At 72.5% G+C, this 17,613-nt stretch carries 14 protein-coding genes; 6 read left to right on the top strand and 8 right to left on the bottom strand.

What is annotated here, in order from left to right:
* Positions 1-21: 21 nt before the first annotated feature.
* Positions 22-474, bottom strand: a complete 453-nt coding sequence (locus ACFRMQ_RS22830) for a hypothetical protein (RefSeq protein ID WP_380732398.1) — start codon at positions 472-474, stop codon at positions 22-24.
* Between the two features lie 190 nt (positions 475-664).
* On the opposite strand from ACFRMQ_RS22830, the gene ACFRMQ_RS22825 reads away from it, so the two are divergent.
* Positions 665-2,533, top strand: coding sequence for an RICIN domain-containing protein (locus ACFRMQ_RS22825; protein WP_380732397.1), 1,869 nt, complete (start codon positions 665-667; stop codon positions 2,531-2,533).
* 221 nt (positions 2,534-2,754) lie between these two features.
* Here the strand turns inward: ACFRMQ_RS22825 and ACFRMQ_RS22820 are convergent, their stop codons facing one another.
* Complete coding sequence (locus tag ACFRMQ_RS22820; RefSeq protein ID WP_380732395.1) at positions 2,755-3,111, bottom strand: beta/gamma crystallin domain-containing protein; 357 nt, start codon at positions 3,109-3,111, stop codon at positions 2,755-2,757.
* Between the two features lie 397 nt (positions 3,112-3,508).
* Here ACFRMQ_RS22820 and ACFRMQ_RS22815 point away from each other — a divergent pair, with 397 nt between their 5' ends.
* Positions 3,509-4,126 (top strand): TOPRIM nucleotidyl transferase/hydrolase domain-containing protein, encoded by a 618-nt coding sequence (locus ACFRMQ_RS22815; RefSeq protein WP_380732394.1) that lies wholly within the window; start codon positions 3,509-3,511, stop codon positions 4,124-4,126.
* A 109-nt stretch (positions 4,127-4,235) separates the two neighbouring features.
* Here ACFRMQ_RS22815 and ACFRMQ_RS22810 read toward each other — a convergent pair whose 3' ends face one another.
* The 4 genes from ACFRMQ_RS22810 to ACFRMQ_RS22795 form a co-directional block, all read right to left on the bottom strand.
* The gene (locus tag ACFRMQ_RS22810; protein ID WP_380732393.1) at positions 4,236-4,562 is read right to left on the bottom strand and encodes an SgcJ/EcaC family oxidoreductase; all 327 of its coding nucleotides are present in this window, start codon (positions 4,560-4,562) and stop codon (positions 4,236-4,238) included.
* A gap of 51 nt (positions 4,563-4,613) precedes the next feature.
* The gene (locus ACFRMQ_RS22805; protein ID WP_380732392.1) at positions 4,614-7,394 is read right to left on the bottom strand and encodes a DUF6493 family protein; all 2,781 of its coding nucleotides are present in this window, start codon (positions 7,392-7,394) and stop codon (positions 4,614-4,616) included.
* A 494-nt stretch (positions 7,395-7,888) separates the two neighbouring features.
* The gene (locus ACFRMQ_RS22800) at positions 7,889-8,962 is read right to left on the bottom strand and encodes a polyprenyl synthetase family protein (protein ID WP_380732391.1); all 1,074 of its coding nucleotides are present in this window, start codon (positions 8,960-8,962) and stop codon (positions 7,889-7,891) included.
* A gap of 645 nt (positions 8,963-9,607) precedes the next feature.
* Complete coding sequence (locus ACFRMQ_RS22795) at positions 9,608-9,997, bottom strand: DUF2690 domain-containing protein (RefSeq protein ID WP_380732390.1); 390 nt, start codon at positions 9,995-9,997, stop codon at positions 9,608-9,610.
* Between the two features lie 1,164 nt (positions 9,998-11,161).
* On the opposite strand from ACFRMQ_RS22795, the gene ACFRMQ_RS22790 reads away from it, so the two are divergent.
* The 3 genes from ACFRMQ_RS22790 to ACFRMQ_RS22780 are packed head-to-tail and all read left to right on the top strand — an operon-like array spanning position 11,162 to position 14,282.
* Positions 11,162-12,265: a bifunctional DNA primase/polymerase gene (locus ACFRMQ_RS22790; protein WP_380732389.1), complete on the top strand. Its 1,104-nt coding sequence runs from the start codon at positions 11,162-11,164 to the stop codon at positions 12,263-12,265.
* Positions 12,262-13,881 (top strand): phage/plasmid primase, P4 family, encoded by a 1,620-nt coding sequence (locus tag ACFRMQ_RS22785; protein WP_380732388.1) that lies wholly within the window; start codon positions 12,262-12,264, stop codon positions 13,879-13,881. Before ACFRMQ_RS22790 ends, ACFRMQ_RS22785 begins: the two co-directional genes overlap by 4 nt.
* A complete protein-coding gene (locus ACFRMQ_RS22780) occupies positions 13,878-14,282 on the top strand; it encodes a DUF6009 family protein (RefSeq protein WP_380698979.1) in 405 nt (134 codons plus the stop codon). Before ACFRMQ_RS22785 ends, ACFRMQ_RS22780 begins: the two co-directional genes overlap by 4 nt.
* Before the next feature lie 246 nt (positions 14,283-14,528).
* Here ACFRMQ_RS22780 and ACFRMQ_RS22775 read toward each other — a convergent pair whose 3' ends face one another.
* Positions 14,529-15,080: a hypothetical protein gene (locus tag ACFRMQ_RS22775; RefSeq protein ID WP_380732387.1), complete on the bottom strand. Its 552-nt coding sequence runs from the start codon at positions 15,078-15,080 to the stop codon at positions 14,529-14,531.
* A gap of 282 nt (positions 15,081-15,362) precedes the next feature.
* Positions 15,363-15,755 carry a winged helix-turn-helix transcriptional regulator gene (locus ACFRMQ_RS22770; protein WP_380732386.1) on the bottom strand — a complete coding sequence of 131 codons (393 nt, stop codon included), beginning with the start codon at positions 15,753-15,755 and terminating at the stop codon, positions 15,363-15,365.
* 154 nt (positions 15,756-15,909) lie between these two features.
* On the opposite strand from ACFRMQ_RS22770, the gene ACFRMQ_RS22765 reads away from it, so the two are divergent.
* Positions 15,910-17,322: an MFS transporter gene (locus ACFRMQ_RS22765; RefSeq protein ID WP_380732399.1), complete on the top strand. Its 1,413-nt coding sequence runs from the start codon at positions 15,910-15,912 to the stop codon at positions 17,320-17,322.
* Positions 17,323-17,613 lie beyond the last annotated feature (291 nt).

Genomic DNA, 17,613 nt, shown 5'->3' with positions numbered 1-17,613 from the left:
GGCCCGCCGCTCGGTGACGGTTCAGCCGCAGTGCTTGGAGCTATAGGTGTTCAGCCCGTATCCGGTGAACTCGTAGTACGTCAGCTCCCCTGCGAAGTCGATGCAGGCCCCCTTGGCATAGGCGTAGACCGGTCCCGCGTAGCTGGTGTAGTTGTTGCCGGGGCCGTCCTGGATCCAGTCGGAGGTGCCGGAGCGCCGGATGGCAACACCGATCTGACGGTGGCCGGTGACCGTCGCGTCGTTTCCGCGGGCGATCGCGCAGTTGTACCCGTTCCCGCTGTTGTAATAGATGTCGATGAAGCCGACCACCTCATAGATGTGATCGTCGGTGATGTCCCAGCTCTGCTTGAAGTTGTACGCGCTCCCGCACTTGTTGACCCGGGGGTAGGCGTGGGCCGCGCCGGCGGAGAGGCCGACGAAGCCTCCGGCGAGGACCGTGGCCGCGAGCACCGTCGCCAGGTGCTTCTTGATCATGAAGGGCTCCTTCGAGTGCCGTGGTCGCCGAGGGGCGGAGCCGGCGGTGCGGACTCCGACGAGTTGTCCGAAGACCCGGTGGAGCTCCCACAGTGCGGGCATATTTGATTGTCCATCTACAAAAATCCGCCACGGCCCAGGTGAACAGCGGACAACCCTGATTGGCCACGGACACGGCAGGGGGCAGGGAGTGGGTAGCGCCGGACGCCCGCAGGGGCGACTCAAGGGGGAGACCGAGCAGGCGAACGACCTGGCCCGGTTCGTGCGGGAGGTGACCTCCGGGCTCACCGTCCGCGAGCTCGCGCGGCGGTACCCGGCCGGCAAGACCAGCTGGAGCGAGTACCGCTCCGCGGAGAAGGACATCCCGTGGCACCTGCTCCAGCGGTTGATCCACGACCGCGTGGCGGACCCGCGCGCCCGGGCGGTGCTGCTGGCGCGGGCCCGTCACCTGCACGAACGCGCGGAGCTGGCGGCCAGGGGCCTCCCGTCGCCCACGGCGGAGCGGTCGACGAAGCGGTCGACGGCGCAGCAGGCGGCGCAGCAGGCGCTGGACCTGGCCAGGCAGGCGCAGCGGCAGGCCGAGGCCGGTGTGGCGGAGGCGGAGGAGCTGATCCGCGTGCTGGTGGCGATCGTCGCCGAGCTGCGGGGTGAGCTGGGCACCGGCGTCGAGGACGGGGCGCCCCTCCTCACTCCGCTGCCACCCGACCCGGGCACCGTGGCGCTGCGCCGGCTCCGGCTGCTGGAGGCGACGCGCTGCCTGGACGAGGTGCGCCGCATCCGGGAGAGCGCGCGCGACGCGCGGCGGACGGCGGAGCAGGAGCAGCGCGCGGTGGGACTGCTGGTCGATCGGGAGCGGTCGCGGGCCGGGGCCGGAGATGACCGGCGGCCTGGGGCGGAGCCCTCGGTGGCCGACGGGGTGCGGGCGCGCCTGCCCGTGCTGCGACGCCTGAACACGGATCTCGTCGCGGTGCGGGCGGCCCTGGCCGACCGCTGCCTGGACGTGGTCCGGATGGCCCCGGCCACGGCCGGCCCCGCGATTGTCCGCGGTGAGCTGGTCCCGGTGACGGACAATCGCCCGACCGGTGCCTTCGCCCCGGACCCGGCGTTCGCCGCCGGCCTGCCGCCCGCCGCTCCGGTGGACGCACGGCGGCGTCGGGCCGTCAGAACGGGCGCGGCCGTCGGTGTGGCGGCGGTCCTGGCCGGCGTCCTGGTCCTGGCGGGCGTGCTGGTGGGCGTACGGCTGCGCCCGGCGCCCGTCCCCGTCGGCACGCTCCCCCCGGTGGCCGGCTCCGGTCTGTCACCGATGCTCGGTGTGAGCGGCGGCCCGTCCGCTCCACCGGCGGGCGGCCCGTCCGCTCAGTCCTCCGGCGAAGCTCCGGCCACGACGCTCCCGGCGGACGGCGGGCCGACTCCGGCGGCGGGGGCGCGGAGCGCACCGGCGCTGCCCGGTACCGCGGTTCCCAGCACACCACCCGGTGCGCTGCCGGAGCCCTCCGGCCCTTCGACCGTCACCGGGAGCGAGCGGCCCGCGCCGCCCCCGGTACCCTCCGTCTCCGTCTCCGCCTCCGCGTCCACGGTCCCGGCACCGGGGCGCCTCGGCGGCACCCCGCTCGTCCCGCCGACGGGAGCGGTGGCGATCAGGAACACCAGCAGCCTGCAGTGCGTCGCCACGCCCGGCGGGAGCCGGGAGGAGGGGTTGCTGGTCCAGCAGTACCCCTGCGGGGACTTTCCCGACCACTTCTGGGAGGCCCAGCAGGCCTACACGGACGTCGGCGGCGACACCTACTACCGGATCGTCAGCTACAACAGCACGTTGTGCCTCTCCGTCCGGAACTCCAGTACCGAGGCCACCGCCCAGGTCGTCCAGTCGGTGTGCGGGAACAGTCCCGCGCAGGCCTGGAGGATCGAGAAGTGGCCGCACGGCATCCGCTTCGTCAACGGCAACAGCCGCCAGTGCCTGGCCGTCTCCCACGGCAGCAACGCCCCGGCGGCCCCACTGATGCAATATCCGTGCGGGGACTATCCGGATCACCACTGGGACTACGGACCTCGCCGCTGAGAATCGTTCGACAGCATTTCCGGAACGCCGGGGCGGGCGTTTCTCCGGTGTGAAGGAAGAGGTTCACCGATCCGCGGGTGGGCAGCCGGAAATCCGCGGATCGGCCGGTTTCCGCTCGACGGTCCTCCGAAGGGAGGGCGGAGGACCGTCGAACGCGAATTCGAGGCGGCCGACCGACCCGACGGGCCCCCACGTTCGGCCCGTCGGCACCGACCGGGCCGTCAGAGGATTTCGATGTCCTTGACCAGCGGCGGACGGTTCGGGTAGGTGATGTCGGTCCAGCGCGGGACCTTGACCGAGTCGCCGTTGGCGTCGTAGTAGACCAGGTCGTTGTTGCCGGTGGAGATCCGGTCGACCCACCAGTTCCCGAAGGAGGTCCGGCCGCCGTTCGCGTAGCAGTCGACGCTGTCACGGCCGTCGAGGTGCGACCAGATCTTCAGGAAGTCGTTGCGGTTTCCGTCGCACGGGACGTGGTCGATGGCGAAGGCGTTGCCGGACGGGACGGCCACGGTGAACGCGGCCGCCGCGGCGAACGCGACGGTCAGGGACGTCACGATCTTCTTCGTTTTCGGGAACACGGATTCTCCTCGGCCGTATCACACACGAATTGATTCCGAATCACGAACCAGGTCCACTGCGGAAGCCGGCTGGGTCGTGCTCGATCAGCCTCTCCGCTACCGCGTACACGGTCAACGACGGTCGCCGTGGAATGACCGCGTATCAGCCATCTCTGCCCGAACCTTCCGTGCACGGTGGGACTGGTGGTGCCGGTGGGGTGTGTACGAATGCCTGGAACACCGGTATCCACCAGGGCGCCGGGTCGACCGGCGAATGGCGAGGAACCGGCCGCGCCTCCGCGGCGCGGGAGACGCCCCGCCCGCGCACGGCTCACCCTCCGCGCCCTGCGGGCCGGGCCGCGCGTCCCGGTGGAAAGTCCGTGGCCGACCCGCCCCCGGCCGGGGCACAATCGCGCCCATGACGGACATGGAGGCGTTCCGGGAGGCGGTCGTCGACTGGGCGGCGGGAGGGCCGGGAGAGCCCGCGGGTGAGCTGGCCGAGCTGCTGCGGGTGCGGACGGCGGTGCTGCTGGAGGGGCCGAGCGATCTCGCGGCCGTGGAGGCGCTGGCCGCGCGCCAGGGCCGGGACCTGGCCGCCGAGGGAGTGTGCGTCGTTCCGATGGGCGGGGCGATGAACGTCGGCCGCTTCGCCGCCCTGCTCGGGCCGCCGGGGCTGGGTCTGCGCCTGACCGGGCTGTGCGACGAGAACGAACAGGGCTTCTACGAGCGCGCGCTCGAACGGGCCGACGGGCCGCGCGACGGGATCTTCGTGTGCGCGGCGGACCTGGAGGACGAGCTCATCCGCGCGCTGGGCGTGCCACGGATCGAGGAGGTCATCCGCGCCGAGGGCGACCTCGCGGCCTGGCAGACCTTCGTGCGCCAGCCCGCCCAGCAGGACCGGCCGCAGCACCGACGGTTGCGACGCTTCCTCGGCACGAAGTCGGGGCGCAAGATCCGCTACGGCCGTCTCCTGGCCGAGGCCCTCGGCCCGGAGCAGGTCCCCGCGCCCTTGCGCAGCCTGCTGCTGCACCTGTGACGGCGCGGCGCCGGACCGCCACTTCGAGCGGTCCGGCCCCGCGGTCGGTGTCGGCCCATCGGCCGAGCGAGTCGGTCCGGTCGGCGCCGGCCCGGTCGACGCCGGCCCGTCAGCCGAGGAAGTCGACCCGGTCGATCAGGCCGTCGCGCACCCGGTAGGCGACCAGTACCCGCAGAGGCTCGTCCCTGATGCCGTGGGCGATCTCGTGGTCCACCACCCAGTCCCCCTCGGTGAGCCGGCCGACGATCTCGGCCCGGCAGCGGCCCTTGGCGAACATGCCGGCATACGCCTCCCGCACGGCCTCGCGCCCGAGCAGGCGGTCGCCGCCGAGGCGGTTGACGAGGACGTCGGGGGCGTATGTGGCCGCGAAGGCGTCGAGGTCGTGGCTGTTGTAGGCGGCGAGCTGGTCTTCGACGACGGTCTCTGGGGTGGTCACCGGATGATCATGCAGAAGGTTTCCTCTCTCGTCCAGAGTGGGCCGGAACGCTCAGGCCGTCAGGATCCGGGCCAGCCGGGCCGCCTCCGTCCGGACGCGGCCGGGGGCTCCGGGTGCGGCCAGGGTGTCGAGGGCGGGCAACGGGGTGCGGATGCCGTCGGCCGCCGCGCACTCGGCGGCGAGGGTGAGGGCGCCCGCCAGGCCGCGCCGGCCGGGCTCGTCGGCGAGCGCGGTGATCAGGGCCGCGAGCACCTCCCACACCGCCGGGCCCGCGCCGCCGCGCGCGGCATCGGCGAGGACGGGCAGGAAGCGGTTCGGCTTGGCCGCGGTCAGGCGCCAGAGCGCGGCCAGCCACTCGCCGAGCGCGTCCGACCGCAGCCGGCCGCGTGCCGTCAGGGTCAGCAGGGCGTCCAGCGCGGCGGTGCGCTGGTCCGCCCGGCCGGCGGTCAGCCCGTAGGCGAGCAGCAGGTGGCTCACCGGGCCGAACTCGCCGGGGGCCTCGGCGAGCCGGGGCAGCAGGGGGTTGGTGCCCCGGGGGCCGGACGTCGTGTCGGCCTGGGACACCGTTCGGGGCAGGCCGTGGGCGGCGACGGCCTCCGGGTGCCAAGGCGCCAGCCAGGGCAGCTGGGCGAGTTCGGCGGTCGACGTCAGCTCCATGCCCGCGAAGCGGCCGGCCTCGATGGGGTCGGGCAGGGTGTGGAGCAGTCCGGTGATACCGGCGGGCACGGACGCGGTGGCGGACGCGGTGGCCAGCGGGGCGATGCGCGGGAGTGTGGGCGGGGCCCAGCCGTAGCCGGCGACCCGCTCGGGCATGTCCGGGGTCTGGGTGTGGAACCGGTCGGGTGCGGGTGGTGGTATGTCGGCGGGCAGGTCGCAGCCGAGTGCGGCGGCGTCGGCACGGACGGCCTCCAGCGCGTGCGGGGGTGTCCGCAGCAGGGCCTGGGCCAGGTCCTGGGGCCAGGGGCGGGCACCGGCCGCGCGGTACGCCGCGAGCCGCTCGGTGAGCACGGCGGGGTCGATGGTGCCGTCGCCGGCGGTGGGGGTGGCGAGCAGCAGCGGCACCGGGGCGGCGGCGACGCCGGACGCGGCCTCGTGGACGCGCACGGCCGGGATCATGGCGGGGGTGCGGATCTCGACGCGCAGGCCGAGCAGTTCGGCCGCGTGGGCGGCGGACTCCTGCGGCCGGCCGGTCAGGGCGTCGAGCAGGCAGCCGAGTGCTCCGTCGATGCTGCGGGCCTCCCCGAAGTACACCTGGTGCTCGACGCGGCGTGCGGCGATCGGAGCGAGGGCGGCCCGCAGGGCGGCCGGGTCGCGGTGGTGTTCGGCAACGAGGGCGGCGAGCACCGTCTCGAACTCGCCGGGGTCGGGCAGCCGGTCGGCCATCAGGGCCCCGAAGCGCTCCGCGAGGTCGAGCGGCCCGGCGGGCGGCGCCGGCAGCGCGACGGGCCCCGCCGGTGCGACGGCCACGGGGGCGAAACCGAGGGCAGCGACGGGGGCAGCACCGGGGGCGGCGACGGTGTCCGGCAGCGCGAGCAGCCGACGGGCATCGGCCTGGAGGGCCGGGCCCAGGGCGGTCGCGGCGGCGCGTATCGCCTCGGCGGTGGTGGGGGCGGCGTGCGGCAGGTGGCGGGCGACGAGGCCCAGGGCGCGTTCCTGGACGTCGGCGGCCGGGTGGGCGAAGGCCTCGGCGACGGCGGGCAGCAGGACGTCGGCCGCGGCGGGGGCCCGGCGCAGCGCGGCGTCGGCCCAGGTCAGCTGGGTGGTGGCGAGCGCCTTCTCCGGGCGGGCCAGGACCACCGCCGTGAGTTCGGCGAACAGCTCGACGGGCAGCCGCTCGTCCACGGAGCGCAATGCCGCCTGGGCGGCCTTGGCGGCGCCCGGCGCGCCGTCGGCGGCCAGCCGGACGTGGTCGCCGGCCCGCACGAGGACCTCCTCGGCGTCCGGGGCCAGCGCCGCGTACAGCCGGAGGAATCCGCGCAGGTTGCCGGGCCGGTCGCCGCGCAGCAGACGGCCCAGGCACAGGTCGATCAGTTCGGCGCGGTCGAGCACGCCCTCGGCCGCCAGGGCGGTGAGCGCGGTGGACCACAGGTCCTGCGGCTCGCGGTGGGCGGCGTGCGGGTCGGCGAGCTCGGTTCCGATGTCCGGGACCTCGAAGAGCCGGCGGACGAACTCGGCGAGCCGGGGCTGGGCCCGTAGCCAGGAGAGCAGGGTGTCGTGGTGCGGCACCGGCTCGCGCAGGCCCCGGTCGGCGAACCACTCGCCGATCTCGCGGTGGTAGGGGTAGCGCGCCATGCCGCCCTGGCGCACCCAGCCGGTCACGTAGCCGTCGGTGGCGGGCGGTTCGGCGCCGGACCAGACGGCGAGGCCGTGGGCGAGGAACCAGCGGGTGTGGTCGCCCCTGGCGGGCAGCCACTCGGCGAGCCGGACCGCGAGTTCGCCCTGGAACGCGGTGTCCCGGTGCGGCCCGATCAGGGCCAGCAGCAGGGTGTGGGCGTCGGCGTTGGTGGAGCCGCCGCCGGGCAGCGGCCAGGTGAGGAAGAGCAGGCGGCGGGCGGTCAGCCAGTCCTGGGCCTCGGCCGGGGTGGCGGCGCTGAACACACCGGCGAACTGCAGGGCCGCGAGCTGGTCGTACGCGGCGGAGTAGCGGTTCATGTCGCCGGAGGACAGCTCGCGCACCAGCTCGGTGCGGAGCCTGCGCAGCGGGGCGCGCAGGTGGCGCAGTTCGCCGGCGGGCACGGGCGAGAGCCGGTCGATCACGCCCTGGGGGATCCGGGCGGCGATGAGCGCCCTGACCTCGTCCCAGCTGATCGTCTCGTTCGTGCGCTCGGTCACGGCACTCCTCCGTCCGGTTCGGCTGACGATCGGGAACCTAGCGCGGCCCACTGACATTGATGCTGGTACTCAGGTTCCGGTGGCCGTGGCTCAACCACTGACAACGGGCACGACAGGCACCGACGCGACCCCCGACGCCGCACGCCTACGGAGTCGGGCCGTCGGCGGCATGCCCCGCCGGTACCCGGAGCGCGGGGCGAGCCGGTGTCCGGAGGCCGCCGAGACCATGGCCGCCGCCCCTGATCGGGCCCGCCGTGACGCTCGCCCGGGCCGCGCGCGACGCTGCCGCCGCGAGCACCGCGCGGTCCGGCAGGAGGCCTTCCCCGTCGGCCTCCGGTGCCCCGGCCGGCCCCATCCGCAGCCCCTCCGGCGACGCGGCGAACTCGTCCTCGGCGCCCGGGCCGCCGGCCCGGGCGTCCCACGAGGTGGTGTGTCATGCTGCCCGCCGCCTTGACGATCACACGGTCCGGACGATCACACGGTCCGCTCGACGGTCACGAGGTCCGCGCCTCGGCGCTGTCGCTGATCCGGCGCAGGGCGCTGACCGCGTCGGCGCGGAAGGGCGCGTCGTCGAGCGCCCGCCGGGCGTGCTCGTGGCGGGTTCGGATCATCTGCTCGACCGTGTCGCGGGCGCCGGTGGCGGTGAGCACCTCCCGGACGCGCGCGGCGTCGTCCTCGGTCAGGCCGGGATCGCCGACCAGGGTGTCCAGGGTTTCGCGCTGGCCCGGCCCCGCGCGCCGGAAGGCGAGGGCGAGCAGCACCGTGTGCTTGCCCTCGCGCAGGTCGTCCAGGCGGGACTTGCCGGTCCGGGCGGGGTCGCCGAAGACTCCCAGGAGGTCGTCGCGCAGCTGGAAGGCCTCTCCCAGGGGCATGGCGAAGTCGGTGCAGGCGTCGAGCACCGCGCTGTCGGCGCCGGCGAGGACGGCTCCGGTGTGCAGCGGGCGTTCGACGGTGTACTTGGCGGTCTTGTAGCGGATCACTTCCAGCGGCGTCGCGAGGTCGCCCGTCGGCTTCCCGGCGGACACCACGTCGAGGTACTGCCCGTACATCACCTCGTCGCGCATGACGTCGACGACCGGCAGGACCGCCAGCAGCCGCCGCGCCGGCAGGTGGGCCGTGTGCAGCAGTTCGTCGGACCAGCACAGGGCCAGGTCCCCGACCAGGATGGCCGTGCTCAGTCCCAGGTGCTCGGCCTCGCCCCGGTCCAGCCCGGCGCCGAGGCGATCGGCCAGCTCCCGGTGCACCGTCGGCTGCCCCCGGCGGGTGTCGGAGCGGTCCATGACGTCGTCGTGGACGAGGGCGAAGGCGTGGAACATCTCCAGCGCGGCCGCGGCCTGGTAGACGCCCGGGTGGATCCGCTCCGACGTCGCCGCGTGCCAGCCGACCACGCACAGCAGGGGCCGCAGCCGCTTGCCGCCCGCGAACAGGAAGCGGTGCAGGGCCTCGGGGGCGTCAAAGGCCTCGGACGGCTGCGGGTGATCGGCCGCGGCGCTCAGCTTGCGCCGGAGGAAGTCCTCGAGGCAGGCGTCGACGGTACGGCGGATACCGGTCAGGTCCACTACGTCCACCGCGGATGTCGCATTCCCGGTGCCGCGTGTCTCATGGTCCCGCCGCCTCCTCGGCTGCCGTCCGATCGCGCCCGGCAAGGAGCCCCTGAACGCCATGATGGCCGGTGTCGGGAATGAACGCATCCCGAAGAACGCGACCCCCGGCCCCGGCTGACCGCCCCACCGCGTGCGTGAACACGTCCCCGAACGCGCGTGCGTGCGACGCCGAGGAAACGGCGAGGAAACGGCGAGGTCCCAACACCCCGATCGACCGCACTCCTCCGGCATCGATTCGGACATGCCCTCCGTCATCGGTGCGGCCACCGGCTGCTCGGTGACGCCGTGGGTAGCTCACGGGTGGCGGCCAGGCCGGGCGGCGGGACCACCGATGGCCTTGGGGCGGGCAAGCGAGAACCGGGACAGGGCTTCCGGGACGTGCCTCCCGGGAACCATCGCACGCCGAGAGATGAAGCGAAGCGACGAACCATCGGCATCACCGCCGGTCAAAGAGGCAGGAGCCCCTTTCAGGGCCTCAGGCAGCACGATCGCGGTTCCCGCCTCCGGGCGACGGGCAGAGGGGCCTTCTGGCGGCCTTGCCGGGCCTCCCGAAGGGCGGAACAGGTGCACCCACAGCATGGCTCCTCCTGACCGTCGCAACCACCCTGGTCAGATACCGCCCTTCCTCCACGCCCCGTACGACCACCGGCCGTCGGCGTCCAGGACGCCGACGCGGTGCCGGTGGCCGGCGCCGACCATCGAGGTGAAGGCAGAACCCGAGGGGACGGTCGGGGCGTCGTACGAGGCGCCGCCGTCGAGCTGCACCCGGATCGTCCAGCCGTTCGACTCCTCGCCCTGCGCCCAGACCGCGTCGCACTGCTTCGAGTAGCGGAGCCACACCTGGGGGTGCAGACCGCTTCCCGGATGGGTCACGGTCCCCGGAATGGTCTGCGCGTCCGACCCGCACCCCGTCGCTTTCGGGCTCCTGCCCTCGCAGGCATTGCCGTGACAGCCCGCAGCGGCCGTCGCTACGGCGGGCGCGACGAGCGACGGAACCACCGCCGTGGCGGTGACGAGAGCAAGAGCCGTGACCCTGTTCCACGCGCGCACTGTCCGTACCCCTCTCCGTCAGCGACCCCGGCGGGAAACGCTCGTAACACATGGATACAGCCTTCGCTGGGATCCATGAGCCGAAGGACCAGAGTTCACCGGAAAGAGGGCATCGGATGCCGTTCCTGACCGGTGGGGGACCGGCCAGGCCACAGCCCCTGCTGGACGAGCGACGGTGAGCAGTCAGCCAGGCCTGCCGGCAGGGTCCCTGACGAACAGCGGTGGAACAGCTACCGAAGACACCTCGGCCGGCGCCACACCGGCCAGGGCCTCAGAAGGCGCCACCGGTACGAACCGCCCCTGGTGTCGATGTCCTGTCCTCATGTCGGTTCCTGGGTCGCTTGGGTCGCTGAGTCGCTGCCGGAGCTCCGGTCACTGTCCCTACGATCGGCCTGGCCAGCAGGGCATCAGCCGAATCCTGGTCAGGAGCTCGGTCCGGGACAGCGCCTGCTGCAAGGCAACGGTGGCAGCGACTCAGCGACCCAAGCGACCGACGATCCAGGGTTGCGGCGGTTTCCTGGAGCGGGACGCTCGCCCCGCAGCTTCGGTCGCTGAAGCTACCGAGCGACTCAGCGACCGACCGTTCTGACCGTCCAGGCGCTCCTGGCACGCCCGACACGCCGGGGAAAATGCCCCCAGAGACTCAGTCGCTTTCAGTCGCTGAGCTTCAGTCGCTCTGCAAAACCCCAGGTCAGAGCATCTATACCTACCCGATCAGCGACCCAAGCGACTCAAGGTCGGGTATATGAAGACATTCCCGTGTGCGTGTGTGCGTCATAGACCCGGGCTTCAGTCGCTTCAGTCGCTGTTTGCTGTTAAAAACGGCTTTGACCTGCGAAAATGCCGAAGTGACCGAAGCAGCGACTGAACGGACTCGGTCGCTTCCCCAGGACTCGGTCGCTCAGTTTGCCCGGAAGGTCCGGGCGGTAGCGGTTCGCACGTGCTCGCTCGGCTAGTCTGTGTGAGCTATCTTCTGAACTTCGGTCGCTTCAGTCGCTGATCTGGTGCCTACCAGTGCTCTGACCTGGCTTTTTGCCCTCAGCGACTGAATGAGCGACTCAAGTCCGGGCAGCTACTGAACAGCAGTTACTGAACAAAGGGGAAGGGACCAGCGTGACGGCGCCGAAGGCCGTGGGGAGCGACCGAACGGACCGCCAGCCGGATGCGCTGGCCGTCGCGGGCTGGTGTGCTGCCCAGGGCTGGCCCGTCCACCCGCTCGCCCCAGGGCGCAAGACCCCACCCGCGAACTGCCAGGCCTGCCAGGCCTCACCGCACTCCCCCAGCGACTGTCCCTGTCCGGCCGCCGGTCGCTGGTGCCACGGTTTCCACGCAGCGACTCTGGACCAAGGCGTCCTCGCCACCTGGTGGCACGTCAACCCGGACTTTGGCGTCGGCGTCGCCTGCGGCCCGGCTGGACTGGTCGTCATCGACGTCGACAGTCACACCACTGTCGTTCCCGCACGGGACCGCATCCTGCCCGGCATCCCGATCCACGAGGACGTCAACTTGGACGGGCTGGAGAACGGCTACCACACCATCGCCCTGCTGGCCGCCCTGCGCCGGGCCGCTGACCCCACGACGGACGAGAGCACCCTGCGCGTCCGCACACCCTCCGGGGGCCTGCACATCTGGTACCAGGACCACACCGACCGCCGCTTCACCTGCTCCACCGGGTCCTCCGCGGGCCGTGCGCTGGCCTGGCAGGTCGACGTCCGGGCCCACGGCGGCTACATCGTCGCGCCCGGTACCGTCACCGCCGCCGGCACCTACACCGCGCTCCCCGGTGCCAGGATGCCGGCCCCGCTGCCCGAGTGGCTCAGTGAGGAACTCGTTCGGACCGGCCACCTCAAGGACCGCCCCGGGCTGCACAGCCTCCCGCAGCCGGCCGTCCCCGACCGGGCCCGCCGCGCCGTCGTCGCCGCGGGCGGCGGGCGGAAGGGCGCGGAGCGGGTGCTCGACACCGTGCTCCAGGACGTCACCGCCTGCGCCACCACACCCGAGGGAGCCGGCTTCACCGGCAAGCTCAACCGTGCCGCGTACACCGTGGGAGGCCTGGTCTCCGCCGGTCACCTCACCCACGCCGCCGCCGAGCAGCTGCTCCTCGACGCCGCCCGCACCGCCCGTCCGGCCCAGGACAGGCACAACACCGCCGTCATCCGTTCCGGCCTGGCGGCCGGGAGTCGGCAGCCCCTGCACATCGGGAGGGCCCGCGGATGACCGATCGTACCCGCCGCAAGAGGACGGTCTTCGACCCCGTGGCCGCAGCCCAGCAGATCCTGGACTACCCGCCCGTCCCCGGTCCAGCCCAGGCCCCCTGGCACGGCACAGCCGTCCAGGAGAGCCTCCTCGACAATCCGCCCGCCGCCACCCCGGCAGCGCCCCCCGCGGTTCCGCAGACAGTTGCCGGGCCCGCCGTCCAGGCCCCCACCGGCCCGCAGGCGACCCCGCACGGCCTGCTGCCCGACTCGCTCTCCGACCGTGGCAACGCCAAGCTCTTCGTCCACCTCTACGGCGGCGACTACCGGCACGTCCCCGGTCTCGGCTGGTACCGCTGGTCCGCGCACCGCTGGCAGCTCGACGAGGACGACACCGTCCTGTGGGCGGCCGGCGAGATGGCCGAGAGCATCGCCACCCACGACCCGCGCGGCGTCTACACCAACACCGACCTGCGTCGGCACCGCCGCCGCGCCCTGTCGACCTCCGGCATGAACGCCATGCTCGCCCAGGCCAAGTCCGCCCCCGGCATGGTCCTCAACGCCGCCCTGCTCGACGCCGACGCCTACGCCCTGTGCACCCCCGGCGGGGTGGTCGACCTGCGCACCGGCGCCATCGTCCCGCCCGACCCGAAGGTCCACCACCACTCGCGCTCCACCAGCCTGGCCCCCGCCCGGATGCGCACCCCGCGCTGGGACCGCTTCCTCACCGACACCTTCGGCGACGACAAGGAAGGCCGCCAGACCCGGGACTTCCTCCACCTGCTGCTCGGCTACTCGATCAGCGGCGACGTCGGCGCCCAGGTCATGCCCTTCCTCTACGGCCAGGGCAAGAACGGCAAGTCCGTCCTGCTCGACGTGATGATCCAGCTCCTCGGCGACTACGCCGACGCCGCCCCACCGGGCTTCCTGATGGCCAAGACCTTCGACGGCCACCCCACCGACCTCGCCGAACTCCACGGCCGGCGCATCATCGTCTGCTCCGAGCTCAAGCCCGGTGACCGCTTCGACGAGGCCCGGGTCAAACTGCTCACCGGTGGCGACAAGATCAAGGCCCGCCGGATGCGTCAAGACTTCTTCTCCTTCGAGCCCACCCACAAGCTCTGGCTGCTCGGCAACCACCGCCCCGAGGTCGGCACCGGCGGCTTCGCCTTCTGGCGGCGCATGCGCCTGATCCCGTTCGAGCGGGTCGTTCCCGAGGAACGGAAGATCGACAACCTGGCCCACGTCCTGGTCGCCGAAGAGGGCCCCGGCATCCTCGCCTGGCTCATCGACGGCGCCCGCCGCTACTTCGCCGGCGAGAAGGACCTGGCCGGCCCCCAGGCCGTCCAGACCGCCACCACCGCCTACGCCGAAACCGAGGACCACGTCGGCCGCTTCCTCAAGGAGGCATGCGTCACAGGCGAGGGAATGCGGGCCGAACAGTCCCAGCTCTTCGGCGCCTACACCCGTTGGTGCGGCTTCGAGGGGGCCAATCCCGTATCCGGGCGTGCATTCGCGGCACGAGTCCGCGAGACACTGGGTATGACCTCTCCCAAGGAGATGGTCCTGTCCAACAGCCGTAAGTTCTACCCGGGCATCGGCCTGATCACCGACGACACAGAGGAGCACACCGCGTGAGCGCGCTGATCGACCCGGCCGAGCTCGCCCACGAAACCGACCTCGTCTGGCTGGAGGACACCTCCGACCTCGACTACGTCCGTCAGTCGCTGGACCGCCTCACGACCCGCCGCGGCCGCCCGGCCTACCACCGCGACGGCCGGATGGTCGGCTACGCGATCCTCGGCCCCGACGCCAAGTCGTCACGGGCCTCCGGCACCTTCCGGCGCCGCGTCTTCTGGCTGCTGCCCCACGACCGCGACCAGGACCCGCAGGGCCTCTACTCCACCGGCGCCCCCTCCGAGGCGGTCGACCCGCGCACCGTCGCCCCGGGGGTCAAGGGCTACAAGACCGAACGCTCCGAGGGCGGACCGGCCTCGCCGGCGATGCTGGAACTGGGGATAACGCTCCCGAAGGCCTGACGGCCCCGGGCACGGGGCACAGGTGATGGCGTGGGGGCGGTCCGATTCTCGGGCCGCCCCCACGTTGTCGCCCGCGCCGCCGTGCTGCCGGATCCGGTCCTTCCCCCAGTGACTCCCGGTACGGCGGACTCGGGGCCGGGCGCTCCTTCCCCGGTTCCCCGCGTCCTGGCCGGACTCCCGCGGACCCACGGCATCGGTCCCGGTGGACCCCCAGCCGACACAGTCGCTCCGCCGCCGGGACGGCCGTCAGGTCACCAGGCGCTGTGCCCAGTCCGACAGGAGCGCGAAGTCGTCCGCCATCAGCCCGGTCTTGGGATCGATGTGGTGGAGGAGCGCCGGGCCGGAGTGGTGGGCCTGGACCCAAGCGCGGTCCGCGTCCGTGATCAGATCGTCGACCCAGGCGAACGGGCGGCCCTGGGCCCAGGCCACGACGTCCGGCGTCTTCCAGAACACGCCGCCGTCGGGCTGAGGCTGCGGATCGGACCAGGTGATGAACGGCAGCGTGGGCAGCCTCAGGAGTGGAGCGAGGAAGATATTGGCCTCCTCCTCCCAGGTCGTCGCCCACACCAGGTCGAACGGCAGCGCGGCGAGCGCCGGCCCGTGAGCCGGGTTGAGCCAGACCCGCAGGGGCTTCGGCGACTTGTTCGGCAGCCCCCACTCTCGGAGCCGCCGACGCTCGGCCGCCTCCCACCGCGGTGTCATCAGCCGGTGCGTACCGTAGCCCTCGGGCCGCCGGTGCGGCTTCGCCGCGCACGGATTCAGCGGCCCGTCGACGTCCACCAACAGCACCGGTCGCATCAGGCCACCACCTCAAGATCGTCCCCGTACGGTACCGGGCGACGGAGGCCAGGCCCAGCGAATTACCGTCGGGGTGGTGGCTGCCGGGCCGTCGCGGTTGCCGGGCACACTCCCCCGGCCTGCTCTCCGAGGCCTCTCCTCCACCGACTGCCGGAGGCGTTTCCGAAGGGTCGGCCGGACGATTTTCCACGGAAAATTCCACGGCCCGGGACGGACGGGCACCGTTGGTACCCGGGCCTGTCGCCCAGACATGGAGCTTCAGCTTCGCCAGGAGGTGATCCTTCAACTCCTGCCGGGTTCCATCTGGGCGTCATAGGTGGCGCGGGCGGCGTCGATGTCGACCCGGTGACGCTCGGCCCAGCCGACGAGCCCGGCAAGGGAGGCGTGGAGTTCGCGGGCCATGGGCGTGAGGCTGTACTCCACCTTGGGCGGCACCGTCGGGTAGACGGTCCGGACGAGCAAGCCGTCGCGCTCCAGCTTGCGCAGGTTCAGGGTGAGCATGCGCCGGCTGATGCCCGCGACGGTCCGTTCCAACTCGGTGAACCGGATCGGTCCGTGGGCGGCCGCGACGAGGATGCCGATGCTCCACTTGCCCGCCACATGGTCGAGGACCTCGGTGATCGGGCACGCCTCGTTGCTGACCTGGTCGGACACATCGGTGTGACTCTGGGACATGAAAGTGCCTCCTTCCGCCGCGCGTCATGGTTACAGACGATGGCTCCTGTAACAAGTCGTGCACCATTGGAAGGGGCCTCCCGTGCGGAGAACCAACTCATCAGCGACGGCATCACCATGGACGGCACTGGCGGTGCTCTGCGCCGGGCAGTTGATGGTCATCCTCGACGGGACCGTCGTGAGCGTGGCACTGCCGTCCATCCAGCACAGCCTCGGGTTCTCGCCCGCCGGCCTGGCCTGGGTGGTCAATGCCTACCTCGTCCCCTTCGGCGGCCTGCTGCTGCTCGCCGGACGACTCGGTGACCTCGTCGGGCGCAAGCGCGTCTTCATCACCGGCCTGGCCATCTTCACCGCGGCCTCACTGCTGTGCGGCGTCTCCCAGGACCCGGCGACGCTGCTCGCCTCCCGCTTCGTCCAGGGCGTCGGCGGCGCGGTGACCTCCGCCGTCACCCTCGGCATGGTCGTCACTCTGTTCCCGCAGCCGGGGGAACGGGCCAAGGCCATCGGCGTCTACAGCTTCGTTCAGTCTGCCGGAGGCTCGCTGGGCCTCCTCCTCGGCGGCGCTCTGACCCAGACCGTCGGCTGGCACTGGATCTTCTTCGTCAACATCCCGATCGGCGCGGTCGCCGTGCTGGCGGCCCGTCGCGTGCTCGCTCCCGAACAGGGCATCGGCCTCGGCAAGGGCACCGACGTGGTGGGCGCACTCCTGGTCACCACCGCGCTGATGCTCGGCGTCTACACCGTCGTCAAGACCACCGACTACGGCTGGGCCTCGGCACACACCCTGGGCTTGGGCGCGGTCACCCTGGCTCTGCTCCTCGCATTCGTCGCCCGCCAGGCGAAGGCGACCCACCCACTGCTGCCCCTGCGGGTGTTCCGCTCACGCAACGTCTCGGGGGCGCTGGGCATCCAGGCCCTCATGGTGGCCGGCATATTCAGCTTCCAGTTCCTGTGCGTCCTCTACCTGGAGAAGGTCCTCGGCTTCGACGAGATCCACACCGGCCTCGGCGTCTTCCCGGTTTCGGTCGCCATCGGCGTGTTGTCCCTCGGCCTCTCCCCCAAGGCCATCGCGCGCTTCGGCCCCCGCGCCGTACTCCTCCCCGGCCTCGCGCTGATCGCGGCCGGACTCGCCACACTCGGCCGGGTCCCGGCCGGCGGACACTACACCGTGGACGTCCTGCCCGCACTGCTGCCGCTCGGCATCGGCTTCGGCCTCGCGATGCCGGCCCTGGCCACGCTCGCCATGTCGGCGGCCACACCCGAGGACTCGGGCATCGCCTCGGGCATGTTCAACACCATGCAGCAGATCGGTGCCGCCTTCGGCCTCGCGGTCCTCAGTACACTCGCCACCGCGCACACGGATGCGCTGCTGGCCGACGGGGTGGACACTCCCTCGGCACTCACCGGCGGCTACCAGTTGGCCTTCCGCATCGGGGCATGCCTCGTCGCCGTCTCGCTTCTCCTCGCCGTGGCCCTGCTGCGCTCCCCTGCCGCAGCGCGACGTCCGGTGGCCGAGGAATCCCAGGTCGTGGAGGAACCCCCGGTCGTCGAGAACGCCGCCCACTGACCAGGCAGCGACGCCGCCCGGTGTCCTGCCGCTGACGCTGACCGGCCGGATGTGCTGAGCCTTCGCGACGGGCTTCCGATTTTCCGCGGAAAACTCCGCGGGGCGGAGCGTCCGCCACCCGTCGGCCTGGCGGTCCGAACCATCCGACGCTTGCCATCGGCGGGGTAGAGTCCGGGGGGGTGGGGGTTTTGGGGGGGAAAAAGAAGCCCCCCGCCAGGGGGGGGGGGGGGCCCCCGCCGCCCCCCCCCCCCCCACGCCGCCCCCCCCCAAAAACCAACCGGCCCCCCCCCC

It is taken from the genome of Kitasatospora sp. NPDC056783 (assembly GCF_042789895.1).
In the GTDB taxonomy this organism is placed as follows: domain Bacteria; phylum Actinomycetota; class Actinomycetes; order Streptomycetales; family Streptomycetaceae; genus Kitasatospora.
The sequence above is the reverse complement of the archived record's forward strand: the minus strand, read 5'-3'. Positions and strand labels throughout refer to the sequence as shown.